This window comes from Bdellovibrio sp. HCB274, assembly GCF_047306075.1.
In the GTDB taxonomy this organism is placed as follows: Bacteria; Bdellovibrionota; Bdellovibrionia; order Bdellovibrionales; family Bdellovibrionaceae; genus Bdellovibrio.
In genome coordinates this window covers 3,259,774-3,280,590 of sequence record NZ_CP178623.1, presented here as the reverse complement: position 1 = coordinate 3,280,590, position 20,817 = coordinate 3,259,774, and the positions used below count along the sequence as shown (strand labels likewise).

General features: G+C 47.4%; 20 protein-coding genes. 8 read left to right on the top strand and 12 right to left on the bottom strand.

Going from position 1 to position 20,817, the window contains the following annotated elements:
• Positions 1–8: 8 nt before the first annotated feature.
• Genes ACLWNV_RS15900 through ACLWNV_RS15890 form a run of 3 tightly spaced genes read right to left on the bottom strand, consistent with a single transcriptional unit; the run spans position 9 to position 3,232 of the window.
• The gene (locus ACLWNV_RS15900; RefSeq protein WP_413585423.1) at positions 9–1,865 is read right to left on the bottom strand and encodes a histidine kinase dimerization/phospho-acceptor domain-containing protein; all 1,857 of its coding nucleotides are present in this window, start codon (positions 1,863–1,865) and stop codon (positions 9–11) included.
• A complete protein-coding gene (locus ACLWNV_RS15895; RefSeq protein WP_413585422.1) occupies positions 1,853–2,536 on the bottom strand; it encodes an HAD hydrolase-like protein in 684 nt (227 codons plus the stop codon). Before ACLWNV_RS15895 ends, ACLWNV_RS15900 begins: the two co-directional genes overlap by 13 nt.
• Positions 2,537–3,232, bottom strand: coding sequence for a DUF2817 domain-containing protein (locus ACLWNV_RS15890; protein WP_413585421.1), 696 nt, complete (start codon positions 3,230–3,232; stop codon positions 2,537–2,539). It lies immediately after the preceding gene.
• A 57-nt stretch (positions 3,233–3,289) separates the two neighbouring features.
• Here ACLWNV_RS15890 and glmU point away from each other — a divergent pair, with 57 nt between their 5' ends.
• Together glmU and glmS are read left to right on the top strand one after the other, a co-directional pair.
• The gene (gene glmU, locus ACLWNV_RS15885; RefSeq protein ID WP_413585420.1) at positions 3,290–4,714 is read left to right on the top strand and encodes a bifunctional UDP-N-acetylglucosamine diphosphorylase/glucosamine-1-phosphate N-acetyltransferase GlmU; all 1,425 of its coding nucleotides are present in this window, start codon (positions 3,290–3,292) and stop codon (positions 4,712–4,714) included.
• Positions 4,715–4,750: 36 nt separating this feature from the next.
• Complete coding sequence (gene glmS / locus ACLWNV_RS15880) at positions 4,751–6,637, top strand: glutamine--fructose-6-phosphate transaminase (isomerizing) (RefSeq protein WP_413585419.1); 1,887 nt, start codon at positions 4,751–4,753, stop codon at positions 6,635–6,637.
• A 53-nt stretch (positions 6,638–6,690) separates the two neighbouring features.
• On the opposite strand, the gene ACLWNV_RS15875 is transcribed toward glmS, so the two are convergent.
• A complete protein-coding gene (locus tag ACLWNV_RS15875) occupies positions 6,691–7,224 on the bottom strand; it encodes a hypothetical protein (RefSeq protein ID WP_413585418.1) in 534 nt (177 codons plus the stop codon).
• A 42-nt stretch (positions 7,225–7,266) separates the two neighbouring features.
• Positions 7,267–8,685, bottom strand: coding sequence for a membrane-bound lytic murein transglycosylase MltF (mltF, locus tag ACLWNV_RS15870; RefSeq protein WP_413585417.1), 1,419 nt, complete (start codon positions 8,683–8,685; stop codon positions 7,267–7,269).
• A gap of 199 nt (positions 8,686–8,884) precedes the next feature.
• Here mltF and ACLWNV_RS15865 point away from each other — a divergent pair, with 199 nt between their 5' ends.
• Complete coding sequence (locus ACLWNV_RS15865) at positions 8,885–9,511, top strand: thymidine kinase (protein WP_413585416.1); 627 nt, start codon at positions 8,885–8,887, stop codon at positions 9,509–9,511.
• Positions 9,512–9,547: 36 nt separating this feature from the next.
• Positions 9,548–10,000, top strand: coding sequence for a DUF4430 domain-containing protein (locus tag ACLWNV_RS15860; RefSeq protein ID WP_413585415.1), 453 nt, complete (start codon positions 9,548–9,550; stop codon positions 9,998–10,000).
• A gap of 54 nt (positions 10,001–10,054) precedes the next feature.
• On the opposite strand, the gene trmFO is transcribed toward ACLWNV_RS15860, so the two are convergent.
• Complete coding sequence (gene trmFO, locus ACLWNV_RS15855; RefSeq protein WP_413585414.1) at positions 10,055–11,374, bottom strand: methylenetetrahydrofolate--tRNA-(uracil(54)-C(5))-methyltransferase (FADH(2)-oxidizing) TrmFO; 1,320 nt, start codon at positions 11,372–11,374, stop codon at positions 10,055–10,057.
• Positions 11,375–11,409: 35 nt separating this feature from the next.
• Between trmFO and ACLWNV_RS15850 the strand changes: the two genes are divergently transcribed.
• A complete protein-coding gene (locus ACLWNV_RS15850) occupies positions 11,410–11,817 on the top strand; it encodes a DUF721 domain-containing protein (protein ID WP_413585413.1) in 408 nt (135 codons plus the stop codon).
• Here the strand turns inward: ACLWNV_RS15850 and ACLWNV_RS15845 are convergent.
• The 6 genes from ACLWNV_RS15845 to ACLWNV_RS15820 all read right to left on the bottom strand — a co-directional run bounded on the left by ACLWNV_RS15845 (position 11,814) and on the right by ACLWNV_RS15820 (position 16,529).
• Positions 11,814–12,770 (bottom strand): trypsin-like serine protease, encoded by a 957-nt coding sequence (locus tag ACLWNV_RS15845; RefSeq protein WP_413585412.1) that lies wholly within the window; start codon positions 12,768–12,770, stop codon positions 11,814–11,816. The genes ACLWNV_RS15850 and ACLWNV_RS15845 overlap by 4 nt on opposite strands.
• Positions 12,770–13,603 carry a hypothetical protein gene (locus tag ACLWNV_RS15840; RefSeq protein ID WP_413585411.1) on the bottom strand — a complete coding sequence of 278 codons (834 nt, stop codon included), beginning with the start codon at positions 13,601–13,603 and terminating at the stop codon, positions 12,770–12,772. Before ACLWNV_RS15840 ends, ACLWNV_RS15845 begins: the two co-directional genes overlap by 1 nt.
• 92 nt (positions 13,604–13,695) lie before the next feature.
• A complete protein-coding gene (locus ACLWNV_RS15835) occupies positions 13,696–14,505 on the bottom strand; it encodes an MlaD family protein (protein WP_413585410.1) in 810 nt (269 codons plus the stop codon).
• The gene (locus ACLWNV_RS15830) at positions 14,505–15,254 is read right to left on the bottom strand and encodes an ABC transporter ATP-binding protein (protein WP_413585409.1); all 750 of its coding nucleotides are present in this window, start codon (positions 15,252–15,254) and stop codon (positions 14,505–14,507) included. The genes ACLWNV_RS15835 and ACLWNV_RS15830 overlap by 1 nt, the downstream gene beginning before the upstream one ends.
• A complete protein-coding gene (locus ACLWNV_RS15825) occupies positions 15,251–16,039 on the bottom strand; it encodes an MlaE family ABC transporter permease (RefSeq protein ID WP_413585408.1) in 789 nt (262 codons plus the stop codon). Before ACLWNV_RS15825 ends, ACLWNV_RS15830 begins: the two co-directional genes overlap by 4 nt.
• A gap of 1 nt (position 16,040) precedes the next feature.
• Complete coding sequence (locus tag ACLWNV_RS15820; protein ID WP_413585407.1) at positions 16,041–16,529, bottom strand: hypothetical protein; 489 nt, start codon at positions 16,527–16,529, stop codon at positions 16,041–16,043.
• A gap of 202 nt (positions 16,530–16,731) precedes the next feature.
• Here ACLWNV_RS15820 and ACLWNV_RS15815 point away from each other — a divergent pair, with 202 nt between their 5' ends.
• The 3 genes from ACLWNV_RS15815 to flgB are packed head-to-tail and all read left to right on the top strand — an operon-like array spanning position 16,732 to position 20,782.
• Positions 16,732–19,515: a tetratricopeptide repeat protein gene (locus tag ACLWNV_RS15815; protein WP_413585406.1), complete on the top strand. Its 2,784-nt coding sequence runs from the start codon at positions 16,732–16,734 to the stop codon at positions 19,513–19,515.
• Positions 19,516–19,529: 14 nt separating this feature from the next.
• Complete coding sequence (locus ACLWNV_RS15810) at positions 19,530–20,372, top strand: sigma 54-interacting transcriptional regulator (RefSeq protein ID WP_413585405.1); 843 nt, start codon at positions 19,530–19,532, stop codon at positions 20,370–20,372.
• Entirely contained in the window at positions 20,369–20,782 is a 414-nt protein-coding gene (gene flgB, locus ACLWNV_RS15805) for a flagellar basal body rod protein FlgB (RefSeq protein WP_413585404.1), read from the top strand. The genes ACLWNV_RS15810 and flgB overlap by 4 nt, the downstream gene beginning before the upstream one ends.
• Positions 20,783–20,817 lie beyond the last annotated feature (35 nt).

Genomic DNA, 20,817 nt, shown 5'->3' with positions numbered 1-20,817 from the left:
ACTGCGTTTCAGGACCTTAAAACTGGACGGTTGAAGGAAATTTTTGCCACATTTTCGTGGTCTGGACCTGTGTAAAATTCGAGGTCCGCCTCGTGATCGCGCAGGATCTGAGAGGCCACAGGAACACCTAAGCCTATAGGAAGACTTGGATTTTTCTCTGGAGTTCCGTTGTCTTTGATTAAAATAACAGCAATACCTTCGGCGGAGGTGATCTCAATATCGAGGGATGCTCGGAATCCTTTAATTTGTCGACTGCGGTCCGTCAAATGGTCGATGGAATTTTGAATCACGTTCTTCAAAGCCTGGGCCAATAAATTTAAATGACCTTTCACAAAGATTTCTTCTGCTGGAGTGTGCAGGCGAACTTCGATCCCTTGAGACTTTGTTTGTAGTTCAACAATTTTAAACGCGCGCTGACTGACATCCTTTAAGCTGACATCGCCTTCCTGATCGGAATTTGGATTGCGAGTGAAGCCCAAAAGATTTTGCACGATTTCTTTACAGCGTTGAACGCCGGCTTCCATTTCCAAAATATCCGGATAAAGAGGATGATCACCCGGCATATCCATTTTGATCAGCTGAGTGAAAGATAAAACTCCACCTAATGGATTGTTCAACTCATGGGCGATCGAAGAACCAATGGTTCCAAGCTCTGCCATCTTGGCTGATTCCAAAATCTGCTTTTCCATTTTCATCTGCTGAGTGATGTCGTGATAAAGATTTACAAACACCGCAGGCTTGTCGGAGTCCAGAAAAAGACTTTGGCTGAAAACATCGTAAGTACGAACCCCAGGATCCTGGGAGCGCACGCGGAAATTACGTCCCCGCTGGCAACCCGGGCAGGGTTCTTCACGGTTGTATAAAAGAGCAAAGCACTTGCGCGTGTTCTGGGGATGTTCGCGCTCTTTCAAGCGCACTTCCGCGGCTTTATTGGATTGAATGATATCGTAGTTCTGATCAATCAAAACAACCGGATCCGACATCGAGTTGAACGTCGCCTCCCATTGTTCTTTCATGGATTCAGATTCCTGAAGTTTTTGAATACGATCCAGCGCCAGGGCGACCGCTTCGGCAACGCGGGTCAGGAAATCACTTTCTTCCTTGTTGAACGGGTGGTCCGGAGCACGCAGGAAAAAGACTGAACCGATGCGATCATGTTGTTTAAACAACGGCACTTGCAGCTGCGTGAAACTTAACTGAGCCGTGACCTGACTGGAGAAGTGTTCATCCTGGGGACTAAAGAAAATACGAATCCACGAGGTTTGCACCGTGGTCGCCAGGGACTCATTTAAAAGCTGCTCGATCTCGGTGACGGAGCTTGCCTGATGGACAGCCATCAATGCAACCTTAAAGCCTTCAATGCGTGAATTCGTTAAATAGAGTTTGCGACGGGCTTCAGTCAGGAACTTGGTTCTTTTCTGAACGCGTTCTTCCAGTTCAATTTGCAGGCGTTTTAATTTTTCCGTCTGCTCGCGAATCAGGACGGCGAGATTTTCATCCTGCTTGCGCTGATTGGCTTCTTCCAAAGCAGTGAAAAGATGAGTTTCCAAATCCGTATCGTTAAAGCTGTGCATAACCCGGATGAAGGAATATTCTTCGTGCAGTCGGCTTAATTGATTTGCAGAAAAATCCGGCGGCACCACCGCGATAAACTGGGTCGCAGGACTGTTTCGTTTTATTTCCTGATAAAATTCGGGAAAGCGTTTTCCCAGTATGACGGTGACAGAAACAGCCACCACATTATAGGTGGAGTCCTGAATCCAATGCCAAGCCTGCTGCAGATCTGTGGCGATATGTGCCCCCAGTTCTTGCAACCTTGAATCCCAAGGTCCGATCAGCAGAAAACTTGCTTTTAAAGTCCGCATACTTTGATCAGATCCTTGTGCTGCGTGATTGTATAATCAGGAGTGTCTTCGGGGTAAACGGCTTCTTCGCCCACGTGTTCACCGTGTGCAAAATAGCAAGTCGTAGCACCGACGCGTTTGCCGTCGCGAATCTCGCTGGACAGTCTATTGCCGATACTTAGAAGCTCCGCTGCAGGATGTTTTTCCTGAGCGAGAATATCCAAAAAGGCCGCTTCTTTTTTCTCGCCAATAAAACCGTTTAAGACGTAGATCTTTTTAAAAAACTTTTCGATACCCAAAGCTTTGATTTTTTCAACCTGGGCATCGAAGGATCCCATCGTCACCAGATACAAATTATAATGCTCTTTAAGATGAAGAAGATTTTCAGTGGCTCCAGCCAGCAATGGTAAAACCGAAGGCACCTCGGGATTATAAAACTCCTCAAGGGCATCATGCACTGCTTTGCCTGGCTGATTGGTTCCGAACTGATTGACGATCTTTGTGAAAATTTCAGTGTGGGAAAGGTTGGCTGCGAGTTCTTCGCGAATGGTCATGCACTCTTCCAAAGAAACACAAACACCCGCTGCGATCATCGCTTCACAGGCGCGTTGCGAAGCCATCGGCACCAGCAGACCCGATGTGTCTACCAATGTGTCATCCAAATCGAATGCGATGGACTTGATCATGGACATTTAAACGCCTCTTCCCGTGAGTAACATTTCCAAGCCAGCTTTGAAGTGAGGCCACACAAGATTCAGATCCACTCCGCTTTGTTCCTCAATACATACCACCGGAGTTTTCATATCGATCCAGCCAAACTGCCCCAAGCTGCCGGGCGTGGGATAACCAATATCCTCGCGGTGTTCATATCCAGTACCTGTTGCCAGGATTTCCGCCGCCTTTTTGCCAGGCTCGCCGGTATATACAACGCAAGGCTCCCATGAATGGAAGTGTACTATGAGATGTGGCTTTTCGTCCTCAATGAGTTTTACCAAAGCCTGTACTTCAGGCTCGCTTCCGGGCGAAGGGCCGGGATAGTATCTTGGAGCTTTGGCTTCAGGGCTCCAATCGCTGCTTGGAAAATTGCGATTCAGGTCAACTCCGGAGCCATTGGTTCGTTGGTTTTGAGCCGAACCATCGGGATTTATATTAGGAATCAGAATCCACGGGCGAATATTTTCGCTTTGGGATTTTTCATTTTCCTTAAGCCATTGCAGCAGTTCCTGCGCCAGGCGCACCCCTTCGGGTTCGTCACCGTGAACGCCGCCAATGAAAAGGATGGGCCTTTCGGAAAAGCCTTCGAAGCTGTGTGATTTTTTATACAGCTCGATACTTGTTCCCAAAGCGGTCTTGGCCCAAGAAGATTGATGAAAAATTCTTTGTTGCATGCGATAATTAAGCCTGTTTTTTTAACGGAAGAAAAGCATTTAAAAGGAAGTTTCTGAATGTCAGCAAATGCCACGAATAATACCACCACGAATACTGACAAGTTGACTGTGATTGCCATGGCCGCTGGTAAGGGGACGCGTATGAAATCGCCTCTTCCAAAAGTTCTTCACCCGGTGGCGGGTCGTCCGATGATTGAAAAAATAATCCAGGCTGCCAAAGGTGCTGGCGCGACAGAAGTCCGCGTGATCGTGGGGCATGGTCAAAACCTGGTTCGCCAGGTCGTCGAGCCGATGGGCGTTTCTTGTTATTCCCAGGATGAGCAGTTGGGCACAGCCCACGCAGTTCGTTGTGCGAAACCGGAAACAATCGAAGGCGACGTGATCATCATGAACGGCGACCATCCTTTGATCGAGGCTTCTGACGTTAAAGAATTCCTGCGCATCTTCCGTGATGAAAAATGCGATTTGGCGGTCGTGACGGCAGATTTGAAGGTTCCCGGTGAAATGGGCCGTATCGTACGTAACCGTGGCGAGCTGGTGGCCATCGTTGAAGCAAAAGATGCTTCCGCAGAAACTTTGAAAATTCGCGAAATCAACACGGGCATTTATATTGCGAAAGCGTCTGTTCTGGCGGAATACCTTCCGCAAATTAAAAACAATAACTCGAAAAAAGAATTCTACATTACGGATCTGATCTCTTTGTGCATTCAGGATAAATTGAAAGTACAGGCGATCAAATCCACGCCGAAAGTGGCTTTGGGTGTAAATACTCAGGTTGAACTGGCAAAAGCAACTCGCTTGTTGTTTAAGCGTAAAGCTTTGCGTTTGATGGAAGAGGGCGTGTTGATGATTGATCCACGCACAGCTTATATCGAGGAAAGCGTGCAGATCGGACCAGGCACTGTGGTGTACCCGAATGTGTTCATTCGTGGCCGCTCTAAAATCGGTTCCTTCAGCGTGATCGAATCCAACTGCTTTATCTCTGACACAGAAATCGGGGACAGCGTTCAGGTTCGTGGCGGCACTTATCTGGAAAGTTCCAAGCTTCATAACAAAGTTTCTGTGGGTCCTTACGCACGTTTGCGTCCGGAAACAGAAATCTGCGAGGAAGCTCATGTGGGGAACTTCGTGGAAATGAAAAAAACCAAATTCGGCAAGAAGTCCAAAGCGGGTCATTTGACTTACTTGGGTGATGCTGAAATTGGCGAGGAAGTGAACGTGGGTTGCGGAACTATAACTTGCAACTACGCCGCGGATAAAAAGAAATATAAGACTAAAATTGGCGACCGTGTGTTTGTTGGCAGCGATACGCAGTTTGTGGCACCTATCGAGGTGGGCGCTGACGCCGTGATCGGTTCCGGTTCAACAATCACGAAAAACGTGCCGGCCAACGCCCTGGCAGTAGCTCGTGGCAAACAGTTTACGAAAGAGAACTACGTGGCGAAGGCGCCGGTAGCTGAAACGGAAACTGAGAGTCAGTAAAAGATTTTTTTGGATTGAAAGTTAATAGGTGAATTTATGTGCGGAATCGTTGGTTACTTGGGGCCTCAAAGCCCGAAAGACATCATTATCAGTGGTCTTAAAAAGTTGGAATACCGTGGCTATGACAGCGCCGGTATCGCTATTTTGGACAAAGGCACAACCAAGCGCATTCGTGCGCAAGGTAAATTGAAAGCTCTTGAAGACAAACTTGTGAACGAAAAGTTTGATGGTCACCTGGGTATCGGTCACACGCGTTGGGCGACTCACGGTAAACCTTCAGAACGCAATGCCCATCCTCATCAGGTTCGCGGCATCAATCTGGTTCACAACGGTATTATCGAAAACTATCTCGATATCCGTGAAGATCTTTTGGCTCAAGGAGCAGAGATCACTTCTGACACCGATTCCGAGTTGGTGGCTCACTTGATTGCCAACGAAATTGAAAACACAAACAATCTGTACCAAGCGGTGGAAAGAACCCTTGAGAAATTGCGTGGCGCTTTCTCGATCCTGGTTATGTGGGATAAAGAGCCGGATCACCTGGTGGCGTTTAAAGACGGTCCTCCATTGGTTGTCGGTTTGGGTAAAGACGAAGTTTTCGTAGCCAGCGACGTACAGGCATTGATTCAATACACAAAAACTTTCGTGTACCTGGATGACCGTGAGATCGCAAACATCAAAGGCAGCAAGGTTGATTTCTTCTCTGCAAATGGTTTCCCGATTCAAAAGAAATCTGTCGAATTGAACTGGAATCCTGAGATGGTGGAAAAGCAGGGCTTTGCTCACTACATGTTGAAAGAAATCTACGAACAGCCTCGCGCGGTGGCTTCAGCCATTGAACCTCACGTAAACCCAGAGACTTTCGCAGTGGCTTTGAAGAATGTCGGCTTCGGCGGACAGTCTGTGCAAAAGCTGGAAGAGTTGGATTCAAAAGCAGACTGGGCAAAAACTCAGGAAGTATTCAAAGGTATCGAGCGCGTATTTATTATTGCCTGTGGTACCAGCTTCTATGCAGGACTTGTTGGTAAGTACTTGCTGGAGCAATTGGCGCGCATCCCGGTTGAAGTGGATATCGCCAGCGAATTCCGTTACCGTAATCCCGTTATTCCACCAAAAACGTTGGTGATGACGATCTCTCAAAGCGGTGAGACTGCAGATACGTTGGCTGCGATCCGTATGGCCCGCGAGCTGGGTGCAACGACTTTGAGTATCTGTAACGTACGCAATTCGACAATCGACCGTGAAGCTCATGGTCACTTGTACATGAACTCAGGACCTGAGATCGGTGTGGCATCGACAAAAGCGTTCACCAGCACTTTGGCAGTCCTAAACTGCGTGGCTGTGGCAATGGCGCGCACACGCGGTGTGCTTGAAGCCAAAGAAGAAAAAGATCTGGTCCAAAGCTTATTGGCAACACCAAGCCAAATGGAAAGCGTATTGGCTTTCGATAAGTACTTTGAGGAAGCTTCTGCGAAATTGAAATTGTTCCGTGGCTTCTTGTACATGGGTCGTGGCACAAGCTATCCAATTGCGATGGAAGGTGCTTTGAAGCTGAAGGAACTGGCTTACATGCACGCTGAAGGCTACGCTGCCGGCGAAATGAAGCATGGCCCGCTGGCTTTGATTGATGAGCGCATGGCGATCGTCATGGTGGCTCCATCAGACCACTGGTATGAAAAAACAATCAGCAATCTGGAAGAAGCCCGTGCCCGTGGTGGAAAAATTATTTCCATCGGAACTGGCGAGAACGAAAAGCTTCGCGGTATCAGTGAATACTATTTGGCAATGCCAAAGGCTCACTGGACAACGAATACAATCTTGTCTGTGATTCCTTTGCAGTTGATGAGCTACCACCTGGCATCCAGCCTTGGATACGATGTGGATCAGCCGCGCAACCTGGCAAAATCAGTGACTGTTGAATAAAGAAAAATAGAAATTGAAAATGAAAAACCCCGCGCCACAATCGCGGGGTTTTTTTATTTGGGCGTGGCTGCCAGGAAGTTTTTATTGGGCGATTCACGGCCCGAAGTGGCGCGCTTAAGGGCCGCGAGAATCAGAATGAAGCCCACGAGATTCGTCGCAAAGTGAAAGTTCATAAAGTAAGCCCACTCCTCGCGTAAAGCATACACATCACTGCCGATCGTGTGGGTCATCGAGAAGCTGCGAAAGATGGTATTAATTCGGTAGTGACCGAGATACGAAAGAAATACTTCCTGCAGTATGCACAGGAACGAACCCAAAATAAAATAGAAGTCCACCATTCGGTAACGGCGCCGCCAGAAGAACAGCCAGCAGCCTATCGAAATACCCATGACGAAATAGACAACTAAAACATTTCGGTCGAAGGCCGTTTTATCAAAACGGAAAAACTCCATCGATATTGCTGGGGGAATTTCCCTTAGCGAGCGGCCAAAGGAAAGCGCAAAAAATCCGGTGAATCCTGCGAACAATCCTGTCGAAAGAACAGCGGTGAAATATATAAATTTGCGAAATAGGTTTCCAATGGACATCAAAAAACATTAACAACGTTTTTTGATTTTGAAGAGTTACATCTAGCCAGCAGACATTAAGCTATAGAAAGACTTTACGCGCTCGACGAATTCAACAGTTTCATAACCGCGAGCGTAACCGTATTCCAGTTTTTCCGTGTAGTCCGGATCAGCAAGAAGCGGCAAAATCTCTTTCATGTGGCGCCAGGAGTAAGGATCTCGTCCCATGCTCTCTGCTAATTTTTGCGCGTCTCTTAAGTGGGCATATCCCACGTTGTACGCAGCAAGTGCCATAGCCAGGCGATCTTTTTTGTTCATGGATCGTGGCATTTTATCTAAAAGATAGCGCAGATACTTGGAGCCACCCCAGATACTTTGGAATGGATCCGTACGGTCATTGATGCCGACATGCAAAGCTGTGTCTGTCGTCAATTGCATCAAACCACGAACACCGGTAAAGCTGCGAGCATCGGGATTCCAATGAGATTCCTGATACGCAACAGATGCGATCAATTGCCATGGAAGACCGTGCTCGACACCTGCATCCTTAAACGCCTGACGGTATGTCGGCAGAATTTCTTCGATGTTTTGGAAGAAGCGCGAAATATCCGCTTTGTCCAATTGGTTCAAAGTGTTTTTGTAGCGATCCATGATCCGCATGATGCTGTCAGAGCGTGAAGCTGACTGATACCAAGCCTGCATCAAGCGGGCTAAATCCTGACTGTCCGGGGTCAGCAACCAACTTAGAGCATAAGCGTCCGTGATCGTCGTGATTTTTTCGATATTTTTATGGAAGCGCACATAGAAATCGCCGCTAACGTTTTCAGTGATCACACAGTCCATTTTCTTATCGTTCAATTGTGAAAGCAGATCTTGAGTGCGAGCTGTAACCAGGCGGATTTGCGTGGTGGGGGAAAGCTGAGTCAGACGTTGCGAGAAGCCCGCGTAGTTGTCTTTATGTAGAATGCCGACAGTTTTTCCGGCTAGATCTTGAATATTTTGAATCTGGGAGCGGCGCTGGCAGTAAAGACTCAAGGCCGTATCTTCGTAAGCCGGTCCGGTCAGGAAGGCCGAGCGGTTTTCAGGAGTTCTGATGCGGGCTGCTGCCACATCACCTTGCCCCTGGGCAAGCGCCTGTAAGACTGCAGATTCATCTTTAAGGACTTTGTATTTAACTTTTAGACCGTAATGTTTGGCGAAGTTTTGAAGCAGGTCGTAATCAATACCGCTGATCTCGCCGCGATTATTCTTACTATATATAAGAGGGTTCCTGGTGGTCAGAACTGTGATCTCGCCGCGGCCTTGGACAGTGGCTAAACTTTCCTGTTCGTTCCAGTAAATGGCATCACAACCGTTCATAAAGAACGTCATGGCTGCCAGTCCACTCGCAACGAAGAACTGGTTTAATTTCTGTCGAAATCTTAAATTCCTACCCATAGTGTTCGGGCTGAGTACCTGATGGCGCAGTGCTTGCGCAAGCATTAAGCACCCATTTTCGGGTTTTAAATGTGAAAGAATGCCGTTTTTGGCCGGGTTTCAGAAAAAAATTCAGTATCCGCAAGGCCTTGATGCGAGCGGAAAACAACGCGGCAATCCCTCAGTTTCCTAATGCAATGCAATCATTTGACACTTTTTGAAGCCCATTCGATGCTTTGGCAGCGTTCTTTTGAGGGGATTTTTCGTGTCTGAATTTTCGTATATTGTGACCCGTGGTTGGATTGAAGTGATTGTTGGCTCTATGTTTAGCGGGAAAACTGAAGAGCTGATCCGTCGTTTGCGTCGTGCCGAGTTCGCGCGTCTGCAAGTTCAGGTTTTCAAACCTGTGATCGATAAACGCTATAACGAGATGGCTGTGACTTCTCACAACTTTACCACCATGGATTCCCAACCGGTGGAAGACGCAGAACAAATCTGGGAGCACCTAAAGCCTGAAACCAAAGTCGTTGGTATCGATGAGGGCAAATTCTTTTCCGGGAATCTGGTTCAGGTGGCACAAGATCTTGCCGATCGTGGTCTTCGCGTGATCATTGCGGGACTGGATACGGACTGGCAGGCAAAGCCGTTTGAGCCGATGCCGACTTTGATGGCGATCGCTGAAAACGTGACGAAGCAACACGCAGTCTGCGTGGTTTGCGGAGCACCAGCTTGTCGCACCCAAAGAACTGCAGGCGGGGACGGTCAGGTTCAGGTTGGAACCCATGAGGCCTACGAAGCTCGTTGCCGCAGCCACTTTAAACCGATGGTCGATGCCCCAACATTGGATTTTAAGCTGAAGCGCACGGAAACTTCTACTGAGGTCACCGTTTAATTTGCCTCCTATATATAGATTAGCTAAGAAGGGCTCATGAAAAACATGATTGCCCTTCTTTTCGTTTTAGCTCCATTGTCTGCAAACGCCATCACCTGGAAAGTTATCGGTTCTTGTTCCGAAACACCTCTTTATCAGGGAACAGCGATGGCGGATTTAAATAAATCCGTGGGCGATAACACCATTCAGATTTTTGATTCCAATAACGTGAACTACACGGGCGTGGCAGAAGGCATCAGCTCCATCAATGATTCCCCTGTGGGCTTGGATGCGGTAGAGGTGATTTCAGATACGCTGATGCGTGCTTATGGCTGGTGCTTCACGGTGAATGGCGAAATTCCATTGGCGATGCCACACAAGGTTTCCTTTAAATCCCAAAATGATGAATTGGTTTGGTTCCATGGTTATTCAACCAACGACAAAAACCAGTGGATCGATATGTGCGTGCCGGGTACGAACATCAAGCCCGACATGTTCTGTAAAAAATAATTCTGATTCTGATTTTAAAAACTAAAAAGCCGAACCTTGTGGGTTCGGCTTTTTTTATTTCCAAGTCTGCATCGCAGCCTGGGCGATTTCGATCTGCTTCTTTTTACGGATCTCTTTGTCGCGTTCTTTTTCAGCTAATGGAGGCAAGAGGGCAAAGTTGATATTTGTTGGCTGGAAGTGCTCAGCACGGGATTCATCCGTGATGGCCTCAAGCAACGAACCAAACGCAGAGGCTCTTGGCGGAGGACTGAAGGTTTCGTCTTTCAATTTCTGATTGATAAAGCGAGACACCATCAAGCCCACACACGTGGATTCAAAGTAACCTTCGACACCGGTGATTTGTCCGGCAAAGAACAACCAAGGATCATTCTTAGAGGAAAGATCTTTGTTCAGCCTTTTTGGTGAGTTGATAAAAAGATTTCTGTGGATCGAGCCCAGTTTTAGGAATTCCGCATTCTCCAAACCAGGAATCATACGGAACACGCGAACCTGATCGGCGTAAGCCATGCGCGTCTGAAAGCCCACCATGTTGTAGGCAGTGCCCTCTTTGTTGTCCTGACGAAGTTGCACCACCGCCCAAGGATAGCGATTTGTGCGAGGATCATCCAGGCCGATAGGCTTCATTGGACCAAAACGCAAAGTCTGCGGACCGCGATCAACCATCACTTCGATCGGCATGCAGCCCTCAAAGAATTCTGTTTTTTCGAAATCTTTAGGTTCAATTTTTTTGGCGTCAGTAACTGCCTGAATGAAGTTATTGTATTCTTCTTTGTTCATCGGGCAGTTGTAGTAATCGTTGGTGCCTTTGCCCCAACGATCTGCCTTCCACGCGATCTCGGTGTTGATGGACTCGGCGTCAATGATCGGCGCGATCGCATCAAAGAAGTACAAGAACTCATCTCCAAAATGTTTGCGCAGATCTTCCGCCAATTCGTCATGAGTCAATGGGCCTGTGGCGATAACCGCCGGGCGAGGCACATCGTTTAAGGACTTGATCACATCATTGCGAATTTCAATGTTCGGATGACTTTTGACTTTTTCAGTGACGAGTTGAGAGAACACCTCGCGGTCCATGCCCAGAGCCTGACCTGCAGGAACTGCCGATTCTTTGGCGATTTTTAGGATGTGAGAATTTAAAAGCTCAGCTTCCCATTTTAACTGGCCCGGAGCCGAAACAGGATTCAATGTCCCAAAGGAGTTAGAGCAAACAAGCTCCGCAAATTTGTTGGTTTTGTGCGCCGGTGTCATGGTTTTATCGCGCATTTCGAAAAGAACGACCTTATAACCCATGTCAGCAAGCTGCAATGCGCACTCAGAGCCCGCGAGCCCCGCGCCAACGACAGTAATTTTTTGATTTTGCGTGAAATTGGTCATCTTTTTGGTATTCCTTTGCTAACTTACGGGAAAGTATGAATTCAAACGATCCAAACCACCCTAAAAATAAAAAGCGCAAGCTCACTCTGGGATCCGAAGTCCTACAGAGTCTTTTTGAAAATGGCAAGTCGCCATTGTCAGAACAGTTCATGCGTTGGAAATTATGGGCGAAATGGGAAGAAGTTGTGGGTCCTACCATTGCAAAAAATGCAGAGCCGGTGGGATTTCAACGAGGCGTTTTGTACGTGTGGGTTCGTAACTCATCCTGGATGCAGCAGATGATCTTTTTGAAAGATCAAATCCGCAACACCATCAACGAGAAATTTGAGAATAACTTTGTTCGTTATATCAAGTTCACCCTGGATCGCCATGAGGTTCCTCAGGACGATCAAACAGGGATCAAAGAAATGATTCAAAGACTGGCGCCGGATTCCGAGGACTAATTTGCAGCAGCCGGCGGTGGAGTGGTTTGCTCTGCCGTGGCAGCGGGTTGTAGAGATGCAATTTCCTGAGAAAGTCTTTGAGTGGTGGTTTCAATCCACGGTTTAAACTTCAGCAAATTCACGTAAGCCCCACGGAAACTGCAGTGCCCTGAAGCTGTTTCTGTCTGACCTTCGGGAGCAATCGTTTTGCTGGCCACACCCATCACATAAAACTTTGAGTTGTGAGCAAAGAATGCCGGACCGCCCGAGTCTCCCTGACAAAAACCTTTTCCGGAAGACTGATCCACCAGGAATCGGGTTTCAGTAAACTCGTACTGGGAAATTTTCATAATGACGACTCTTAATACGCCCAAGCCTTCTTTCAATCCAGAACCAGGTGCCGCATCTGCCACCACGTCGGTGTTCTTACCATAGCCGGCAGCGATCAAGTCTAACGTGGAAAGTTCCACTTTCATTTCAGGACTTGGAATAGAAACGGTGATGGTGTTTTCCGGAAGATCCTCTGCCAAAAGTGCCAATGCCAAATCTGCCGTTGGATCGGAAGCGTATTCGTCCAGCGTGATGCTTTTTGCAACGGGGATTGTCGCAACAGTCACTCCGGAGTGAATCTCGACGTAACTTTGATTGTCAGCGTTGATACAGTGAGCAGCAGTTAATACCACACGGCGGGTGAGGGCCGCTGCCGTACATTGTTTGATGGCGACTTCCTGGCGACCTGCCTGGGAATCCAATGGTTTTTCCAAAGACTTAAACGATAGAACCGTGCGGGAGATGTCACTGCCGGGTTCCACATTTTCGCCACCGATAATGGTGTTATTCAAATTAGTCCCAGAGCCGGATTTGCCAGCGGAATTTTTTGAATTCGCGGCACCTTGGGTTCGGGCGGAATCAAAACCACCATCCTGACAAGCCGCTAAGAATAGAAATGCAAAAATGAAAATGATATTTTTCATTATGATTTTCCTTTCTGTCCCGGAACTTCTGAAAGAACTCTTTTCCAAAGATCTCCCAAAAGATCGTCATGCTTTTCCTTAAAGAAGTCCTCACCCTTGTCCCATAAAACAGCAAAGACAACCGCCAGTGCTACACGAGTGTAATTGCGGTTGATATGCTCATAGGCACGGTGAAGCTCTTGTTTCGCGTGATACTTCTTTTGAATTTCGCGGCCCTCTTTGGAATCAAGCCCGCGCAACAACAACACAGTCATGTCCTCGGTGGCTATTTTCATGTATGTATCAGGCAACACGATCGGCATGCGGCCGGCGAACAGACCAATGGCGCCTGAGCCCGCAGAAACATAGTTAGTCAAAGATGCGCGATTCAGTGTTCTGATCATGGAAACGATTTTTGATTGATCGATCAGCAAACCATTTTCACGGAAGTAAGTCAGCAAGCCCACGTGAGTGGCGCGTTCGCCGACCATGCGGGCAAGATCCTTGGTTGTTCTTTCGTGAGAGGTCAGTTTCCAATAGTCAGAAATGCGGTACCGGCGGCCTTCTTCTTCGCGGTAAACCTTCTCCACTAGATACTGAAGATCCTTAACAGACAGACCGTCGTAGTCGCTGAACTCCCTTACGGATTGAGTCAGGGCACGGTCCATGGCGATATCGAAATGAGGGGCTTTTAGCTGAAGGGCTGAAAACACCTTCCCACACTCCATAATCTGGGCTTGGACGGGCGCTGCCGTAACCAGGGGGATAATGACTGCCATAAGCAGACGCAGGCCACTGTCTAATTTTAAGACAGACTGACAGCCTACGCTGTTCTTTTCAGGCCTAACTGGCATAAATTCCTCCTGACCACTTGTAGTGTACGACAGGAGACAGAAATGCAATCTGGAGACCCCGGATCTGGTGGAAACCAGATCGAGGTTACTGACTATTCTTCTTTTTCGATCGAAGTGCGCAGGAGGTTTTTCACGTTGTTTTTACGTTGAGTGCCGCCCAGAAGGGCCTTTAGCTGATTGTGGATGCTGGGATCGTTGATCAGGGCACCCAGTGTGCCTTCGCCGCGATCCACTTTCGCAACGATAGCATCCAGACGGTTGATGGTGTTCTTCAGCTTCTCACCGCTGTTGCCTTCGTTCAGCTTTGTCATCATATTGGAAGCTTCACCGCTGACCTTGCTTAGATTCTTGGAGGTGGATTCAAAGTTTTCCATGATCTTGCCCAGGCGGTTGCCGTCATTCATGGATTTAGTGATTTTGTACATCTCGTTAATCACATCAAACAGCTTTCCGGCTTCGCCACCGCGCTCAGAAATCACACCAATCAAATCTGTTGGCTTTGCCACTTCCAGAATATCGCCGTCCTTGATTTCCGGATTGCGTGGATCACCTGGAATAATAAAGACGAACTTGTCACCCAAAGCACCTTGCGTGCGGATTTCCACCTGGGAGCCTTCGCGAATGCGGGAGGTAAAGTCTTTGTCGACTCTCATCACCACATCCAAAGCGTTTTTCTCTGAAAGAAAATTGATTTTTTGCACGTTACCGATAGTCACCCCAGACAAAGAGACAACGCTGCCCTCTGCCAGGCCCTGAACCTGATCAAAATGCGCGTGCAAATTCACGTAGGATTTGAAGATGGACTTTTCGCCGCCAATGAAAAAGATCGAGCCCAGAATTATCACAATACCGATGGCAAGAAAGATTCCCACTTTTACTTGTGTGCTGTTTGAAGATTCCATTACGCGCTTTCTCCGTTGATAAATTCTGTCATGGCGCCACTCGGCTCTTTTTTCAATGTATCGATAGTGTATTGCTCACTGATGCGACCGTTTTGCAGTAGTGCGACCTTATCGCAAACCGCATAAACTGTTGGCATATCGTGAGTGACCAAAATGGAAGTCATCCCTTTGGCTTTTAGTTTCAAAATAGATTCCTGGATTTTCTTGGTATTATAAGGATCCAGGCCCGCCGTCGGTTCGTCATACAAAACCACCTGAGGATGGATCATCATCGCACGGGCCAGGCCCACGCGTTTTTGCATGCCCCCGGAAAGACTGCCCGGATATAGCTTTTCAGTTCCCGGAGCCAAACCGAACTCTTCCAGTTGTGCTTTGATTTGCGCTTCAACTTCTTTTTCAGTGAATTTAAAGTGCTCGCGTAACGGGTAGGCTAAGTTTTCATACACAGTCATCGAGTCAAACAGCGCTCCGCCTTGAAAGGCATAGGCTACTTTTTTGCGAATCTCGACAAGTTCTGATTCACGCATGCCGCCGATTTCAACGCCATCCACGATCACCTGGCCCTTGTCGGGTTTTTCCAAACCCACTAAGGTGCGCAACAGAACAGATTTTCCGGTGCCGGATCCACCGATAAGTCCCAGGCATTCGCCTTTGCGAACATAGAAGCTGACACCCTGGTGGACTTTTTTATCGTCAAAGGATTTGTGAAAGTCGACGACTTCAATAAAGGCCTGTGGTTTTTGATTCATAGGAATTTCTCCACAATCCAGAATAGTTTTGACAGGAAAAAGTCACCAATCAGAATCAGGATAGAGGAAACCACAACAGCTTTCGTTGTGGCGATACCGACTTCCTTGGTTCCGTTTTTTACATTCAATCCAAAATAACAAGCCGGAATGGATATAAATAAAGAGAAGAAGAAAGTCTTACCGAATCCAGAAAGGTAATCGCCCAGGGAAGACGTCGAAAGAACTTTTAATAGATAAAATCCCGGATCCAATTTTAATTCCACCGCACCAATGAACAAACCACCGGCGTTAGCCACGACATTCGTCACCGCACACAGGATTGGCAATGTGATCAGGCAGGCCAGTACACGGGGAATTACGATTTTGCGAATCGGGGAGGTGCCCAAAGCACGGATTGCATCCACTTGCTGGGTTACAACCATAGAACCAATTTCACTGGCAATACCAGCACCCACGCGGGCTGCCAGCATAAGGCTGGTAAACATCGGACCCATTTCACGAAGGATGGTGACCGCCAAAAGTTTTGGCACGTACATTTTCCCGCCGAATTTTTCCAGGCCCAAACCAAATTGCAAAGACATCACGGCACCGATTGTAACCGCAGTTACGACGATCAGGGGAGCCGAGCGGATACCGACCTGGTAAATTTGCTCGCCCAGCAAGCGCCAGTAAATTTTCGATCCCACAAGCTCGCGCCAGATGTCGCGACTTAAAAGACCAATGCCACCCAGAAAGTGGAAGATCTCGATCGTGAAATTAGTTAAGGGGATAAGTGCCTGATGCATTCTATGGAGCCTTGAAATCCGCTTTGAATTTTTCAAAGATCGGAAGTTCAGAGTTGAACTGTTTTTCGACGCCACCGTAGCTCAACGTATAGTTGCAGCCGTTCTTTTTAAAAACCACCAGGGCCAACGCCACGGGTACACCGTCAATCGTGCCTGCTGAGATGGTTTGGCGGGACTCACGACCATTAAACTGAGCCGTTTCTGTTTTCAGAACTTCCAATTTGTTGATAGCGCTGAGGGATTCTGTTTCCAAAGTTTGCAGACTTGGGTCCGAAGTGTTTCCGCACTCAGAAAGATAGGAGATCGTGTTTCCAGTTTTGGAACTTTGCCACGCACGATCGGCACTTTTTGATTTGATGGAATCAAACGGCTTTGCCGGTTCAGAGAACTCCACGTTTTTAGCGGGTTTTGATTTGCCGCTAGGTAGTTCCACAGATACGCAACTGCTAAGAAGTAAACTCATGATGATGTATTTGAAGTGGTTTCTCATATCGCCTATCTATCGGAATCTTCTAAGGGAAAATTCAGTCATACAAATTCAATCCAGACCTAAGTCGCTGTCATTGCTTTGTCAGGCCTGACAATAATTCTATGAAACATTTTGCCCATCTTGAACATATTTGCCAATAGACGTTTGCAAGGCTGGCATCGTATGTGCAAAAGCACAACGCAGGGGAAAAGGGGTTCTAGGAGTGAACACTTTGCGCAACGTAATTTTGGCAGGATGCCTCTGCTTTGGTCTAGTCGCCAACGCAGCAAATAACAAAGTCAATGGCTTCATCAACTTCCAGGGCGATACAGTGCACCTGGAGCTGTTGGGACAGCAAAATTGGGACTACGACGTGAAACGTGTGGATGACAAAGGTCAGACCATCGTCCGTATGACTGTGCCTGCTCTTGATGAATCTACCATCAAATCCTTGAACTCTTTCAAAAGTGATATGGTTACGAAAGTTTCTGTCGACGCACAAGGTGCTGATGGCAAGTCCGTGGTTTCCTTCACTCTTTCTGGTGAAAACATCGAAACATTTGATTATCTGACAGATCAACCTTCACGTTTGATCATGGATTTTTATTTGAATCCAAACATGGTGAAGGCGGCCAAGAAACTTCCTGCCAAAAAAGCAGAACCAGTAGCCAAAGAAGATAGCGCTAAGGCTGTAAAAACAGCTGATAAATCAAAAACTGGTGGTCGTAAACCTGCAACTTCCGATGCGTTGGCAATTAATAACGCAGGCCCAGTGGTGGCGCAGGCAGAACAAATCCAAGCCGGTATCTTTGATGGTGGTGACCCTCATTACGAGCGCTTCTCCATCAAACCTTATGATATTAAGGAAGATTCGATCATCCGCGCCAAAGATAACTATTATATCAGTTTCCCGATGCTGGAAACTCCGGTCACTCAGTGGGAAAAGCTAAAGGTGACTCCGACGATCTACGAGATCACACCAAAACCTACCGATGAAAATAAACAGGCTCGCCTGCTTTTGACGTTGTTTGAAAAAGAACGTTACGGCGTGTTCCTGAAAACACGCGATTGGTTTCGCGATAAGTATCCAAAATCTGAATACAACGAAATCGTTGATTTCATGACGGGCGATGTGAATCTGGCTTTGTACAACAGCAGCGGCAAAATCGAATATTTTGATGAAGCGATTCAAAAGTACAAAGAAGCCATCGAGAAATATCCAAAATCTCCATTGGCTGAAAGAACTTCGTTGAAAATCGGTTATCTGACGCTTGACCGCGGTGACAACCTGGCGGCTTTGCGTCTTTTCAATGAGCACATCGAAAATAAAAACTTCGGTGGCAAGGAATCCATCTCCAAAGACCTGGCGCGTATGGGAATGGGTTTGGCATATTCCCGTATCAGCAAGTGGGACGATGCGATTGCACAGTTCAATGAGATCGAAAAGAGCTCCACCAATCGTGATTTGAAAATCGAAGCGGCTTTCCGTCGCGGCGACGTTTGGGTGCGCGCTAAAAACTATGCGAAATCCATTGATGAATATAAGAACGCGCTTAAGAAATATCCGGAAGGTCAAAGTGCCTATCCAAGCGCATTCTATAATCAGGCTGAATCCATGTTCGGTTTGAAGCAGTATCCACAAAGTTTGGATATGTACCGTGAATTCGTTAAGAAGTTTCCTTCCAGTGATCATGCTCCTTATGCGATGACTCGTCTTGGGGAATTGCTGGACATTCTGGGTGCTGACAAGTCCCGCGTCATGGGCGCGTATCTTGAAACTTATTTCCGCTATGGTGAAACTCCAAGTGCGGTGATTGCGCGTTTGCGTCTGTTAAGTGCGCGCATGAAAGGTATGAAGCCGAAAGAAACTGCAAATGCAGTGAAAGAAATCATGGAGCTGGCAAAGAAAGTGGATTTGCCAAACATGGAACAGTTCGCAACTGTGATGGTGGCGGACGGTTACTCCCAGCGTGATGAATTCGACAAGTCCATCAACCTGCTATCGAAATACTATCAAGAGCATCCAGGAACAGTGGATGTTCCTTTGATCACGGGCCGTATCATCAGCAACATCAACGCTAAGCTGGATGGTCAGGTTGAAAAAGGTGATTTCATTGGCGCTTTGAAAACGCACAGTGAATATTCTGACAACTGGCTGAAAAATTCCCACCGTCTGGATACGAAGTACAACGTGGGTCGTGCCTTTGAAATGGCAGGAACTCCGACGGAGTCAGCGAAATACTATAAAGATGTATTGAACCGCGTTTACGCCATGGCCGGAACTCCGGAAGCAAAAGAAATCAACGTTAAAGAGCAGGTGCCTTCAGTTGAAGAGCTGAACTTGCGCTTGTCTGCGGTTTCTGAAGCGGATCAAAAATACAACCAGGCGTATGAGTATCTAAAGAACATCAAGAATCCAGAGAAGTTGACAGAGAAGGAACAGATTGAACGCGTGGGCGTGGCTGTTCGTCTTTTGGAAAGACGCGGGGACACGGATTCAGCCATTCGCTATTTGGGCGAGTTGCTAAGAACCTGGAAAGGCCAGCCGGAATTGGTGGCAGAACCTTACCTGAGACTTGCGGAACTGCAGTTGAAACAGGGTAAAAAAGAAGAGGCCCTTCAAGCCCTGAACATGATCGACAAGTTGATGGTGGATTCCAAAAAAGTTTCCCCGGTCGTGCATGCGAAGGCTTTGGAAATGATGGGCAATACGTATCTTGAATCCAATCAAAAAGACAAAGCGATTTCCGCTTACGGAAATCTTTTGGAGCAGTACGAGGACAAGCGCCCGCTTTCTTCGATTCGCTATAAGTTGGGACAAATTTTCTTTAATCGCGGTGATGTTCAAAAAGCAGCAGAAGTTTGGAACGAATTCAAGGGGCAAAAAAGTGGATTCTGGAAGAACCTTGCGCAGGAGCAGCTAAAGAACTCCGAATGGCGAGACGGTTATAAAAAGTATATTCAAAGAATTCCCGCGATGGCAGCGGAACAGCAGGATAGCAAGTAGGAGTAGGGACAAAGATGTCGTATTTTGATTTTGATGCTTTAAACATCGAAGACAGAAAAATGAACGAAGCAAAACAACTGGGTTTGCAGCTGGCAGCTACGCAGGCAAGTCTTCTGGTTGTGGGTGAAGCCGGTGTGGGTAAGACCAGCCTGGCTCGATATATCTACTCAAAAAGCCGTGCTAATAAATTGCAGGTGCTTGAATGCAAAAACGCTGGTGGCTTTAATTTTGATAAAGTCGATGGCGGCACTTTGTTGATTGAAGATCTGGATTGCGCTTCATCACATGTGCAGGCGGAACTTATGAAACTGGCAGAGCGCAACGATGGCACTCGCCCGCGTTTCATTTCCACGTCCCGCCGCGATTTGCGTGCGATGGTAAAGCAGGAACAATTCCGTCAGGATTTGTTTTATAAAATTGCGGTGATTCATCTTGAAGTTCCACGCCTGGAAGATCGCACCCATGACTTTCAGGGCATTGTGAGCTTTATTCTGGAAGTAACTCAGATCATGCATGGCCGTAGTGGTCTAAGCTTTTCTGTGGATGCCTATGCCCGTTTGAATTCCTGGAACTGGCCTGGAAATATCCGTGAGCTTGAAAACGTGATCGAGCGTGCCGTGGTTTTGACCAAGGGCCAGATCATTGAGATGCAATCTATTCAATTTGAATCGGTAAAGGACGAAACGGCTGCAGATTTTGCACCGGGAATGTCCCTTTCTGCTGTCGAGAAGCGTCTGATTCTTCAGACCCTTGAGCTGACGGCACAGAACCGCACGCGTGCGGCGCAAATGCTTGGAATCAGTATCAGAACCTTGAGAAACAAACTCAACGAGTACAGGGAAGAAGGTGTCGCATGAGTGGTGATATTTTCGATAAAACGATAAACGGCCTCGCTACGTCCATGCGTATGAGGCAGCTTCGTAACAACATAACCTCCTCTAACATCGCCAATGCGGAGACCCCAGGGTATCACGCCAAGAAGTTGGATTTTGAAGAGGCGTTGTCCCGTTCTATGAACATGGATGGCATGAATGCTTTGAGCTCGACCAGCGGTGATCACTTTTCACTGGGTGGGGTTTCAGTGGCTAAGACCCGCCCGGACATTTACGAAAATCCAGAGGGTGCAGTCAATAATGACGGCAACACTGTGGATCTGGAAAAAGAAATGTCGGCGCTTTCGGAAAACGCCATCATGTACAAAACCGCACTTCAGCTGATCAATAAAAAGATGGCAGCTTTGAAGTACGCGGCGTCAGAAGGCCGCTAGATTTTTTTGTAAATTGTTAATCCAGAACAGGATGT

What these genes read in the sequence shown, in the direction of transcription:
- ACLWNV_RS15900 (WP_413585423.1), bottom strand. Translation starts at nt 1,865, where the DNA reads ATGCGGACTTTAAAAGCAAGTTTTCTGCTGATCGGACCTTGGGATTCA.
- ACLWNV_RS15895 (WP_413585422.1), bottom strand. Translation starts at nt 2,536, where the DNA reads ATGTCCATGATCAAGTCCATCGCATTCGATTTGGATGACACATTGGTA.
- ACLWNV_RS15890 (WP_413585421.1), bottom strand. Translation starts at nt 3,232, where the DNA reads ATGCAACAAAGAATTTTTCATCAATCTTCTTGGGCCAAGACCGCTTTG.
- glmU (WP_413585420.1), top strand. Translation starts at nt 3,290, where the DNA reads ATGTCAGCAAATGCCACGAATAATACCACCACGAATACTGACAAGTTG.
- glmS (WP_413585419.1), top strand. Translation starts at nt 4,751, where the DNA reads ATGTGCGGAATCGTTGGTTACTTGGGGCCTCAAAGCCCGAAAGACATC.
- ACLWNV_RS15875 (WP_413585418.1), bottom strand. Translation starts at nt 7,224, where the DNA reads ATGTCCATTGGAAACCTATTTCGCAAATTTATATATTTCACCGCTGTT.
- mltF (WP_413585417.1), bottom strand. Translation starts at nt 8,685, where the DNA reads ATGCTTGCGCAAGCACTGCGCCATCAGGTACTCAGCCCGAACACTATG.
- ACLWNV_RS15860 (WP_413585415.1), top strand. Translation starts at nt 9,548, where the DNA reads ATGAAAAACATGATTGCCCTTCTTTTCGTTTTAGCTCCATTGTCTGCA.
- trmFO (WP_413585414.1), bottom strand. Translation starts at nt 11,374, where the DNA reads ATGACCAATTTCACGCAAAATCAAAAAATTACTGTCGTTGGCGCGGGG.
- ACLWNV_RS15850 (WP_413585413.1), top strand. Translation starts at nt 11,410, where the DNA reads ATGAATTCAAACGATCCAAACCACCCTAAAAATAAAAAGCGCAAGCTC.
- ACLWNV_RS15845 (WP_413585412.1), bottom strand. Translation starts at nt 12,770, where the DNA reads ATGAAAAATATCATTTTCATTTTTGCATTTCTATTCTTAGCGGCTTGT.
- ACLWNV_RS15840 (WP_413585411.1), bottom strand. Translation starts at nt 13,603, where the DNA reads ATGCCAGTTAGGCCTGAAAAGAACAGCGTAGGCTGTCAGTCTGTCTTA.
- ACLWNV_RS15835 (WP_413585410.1), bottom strand. Translation starts at nt 14,505, where the DNA reads ATGGAATCTTCAAACAGCACACAAGTAAAAGTGGGAATCTTTCTTGCC.
- ACLWNV_RS15830 (WP_413585409.1), bottom strand. Translation starts at nt 15,254, where the DNA reads ATGAATCAAAAACCACAGGCCTTTATTGAAGTCGTCGACTTTCACAAA.
- ACLWNV_RS15825 (WP_413585408.1), bottom strand. Translation starts at nt 16,039, where the DNA reads ATGCATCAGGCACTTATCCCCTTAACTAATTTCACGATCGAGATCTTC.
- ACLWNV_RS15820 (WP_413585407.1), bottom strand. Translation starts at nt 16,529, where the DNA reads ATGAGAAACCACTTCAAATACATCATCATGAGTTTACTTCTTAGCAGT.
- ACLWNV_RS15810 (WP_413585405.1), top strand. Translation starts at nt 19,530, where the DNA reads ATGTCGTATTTTGATTTTGATGCTTTAAACATCGAAGACAGAAAAATG.
- flgB (WP_413585404.1), top strand. Translation starts at nt 20,369, where the DNA reads ATGAGTGGTGATATTTTCGATAAAACGATAAACGGCCTCGCTACGTCC.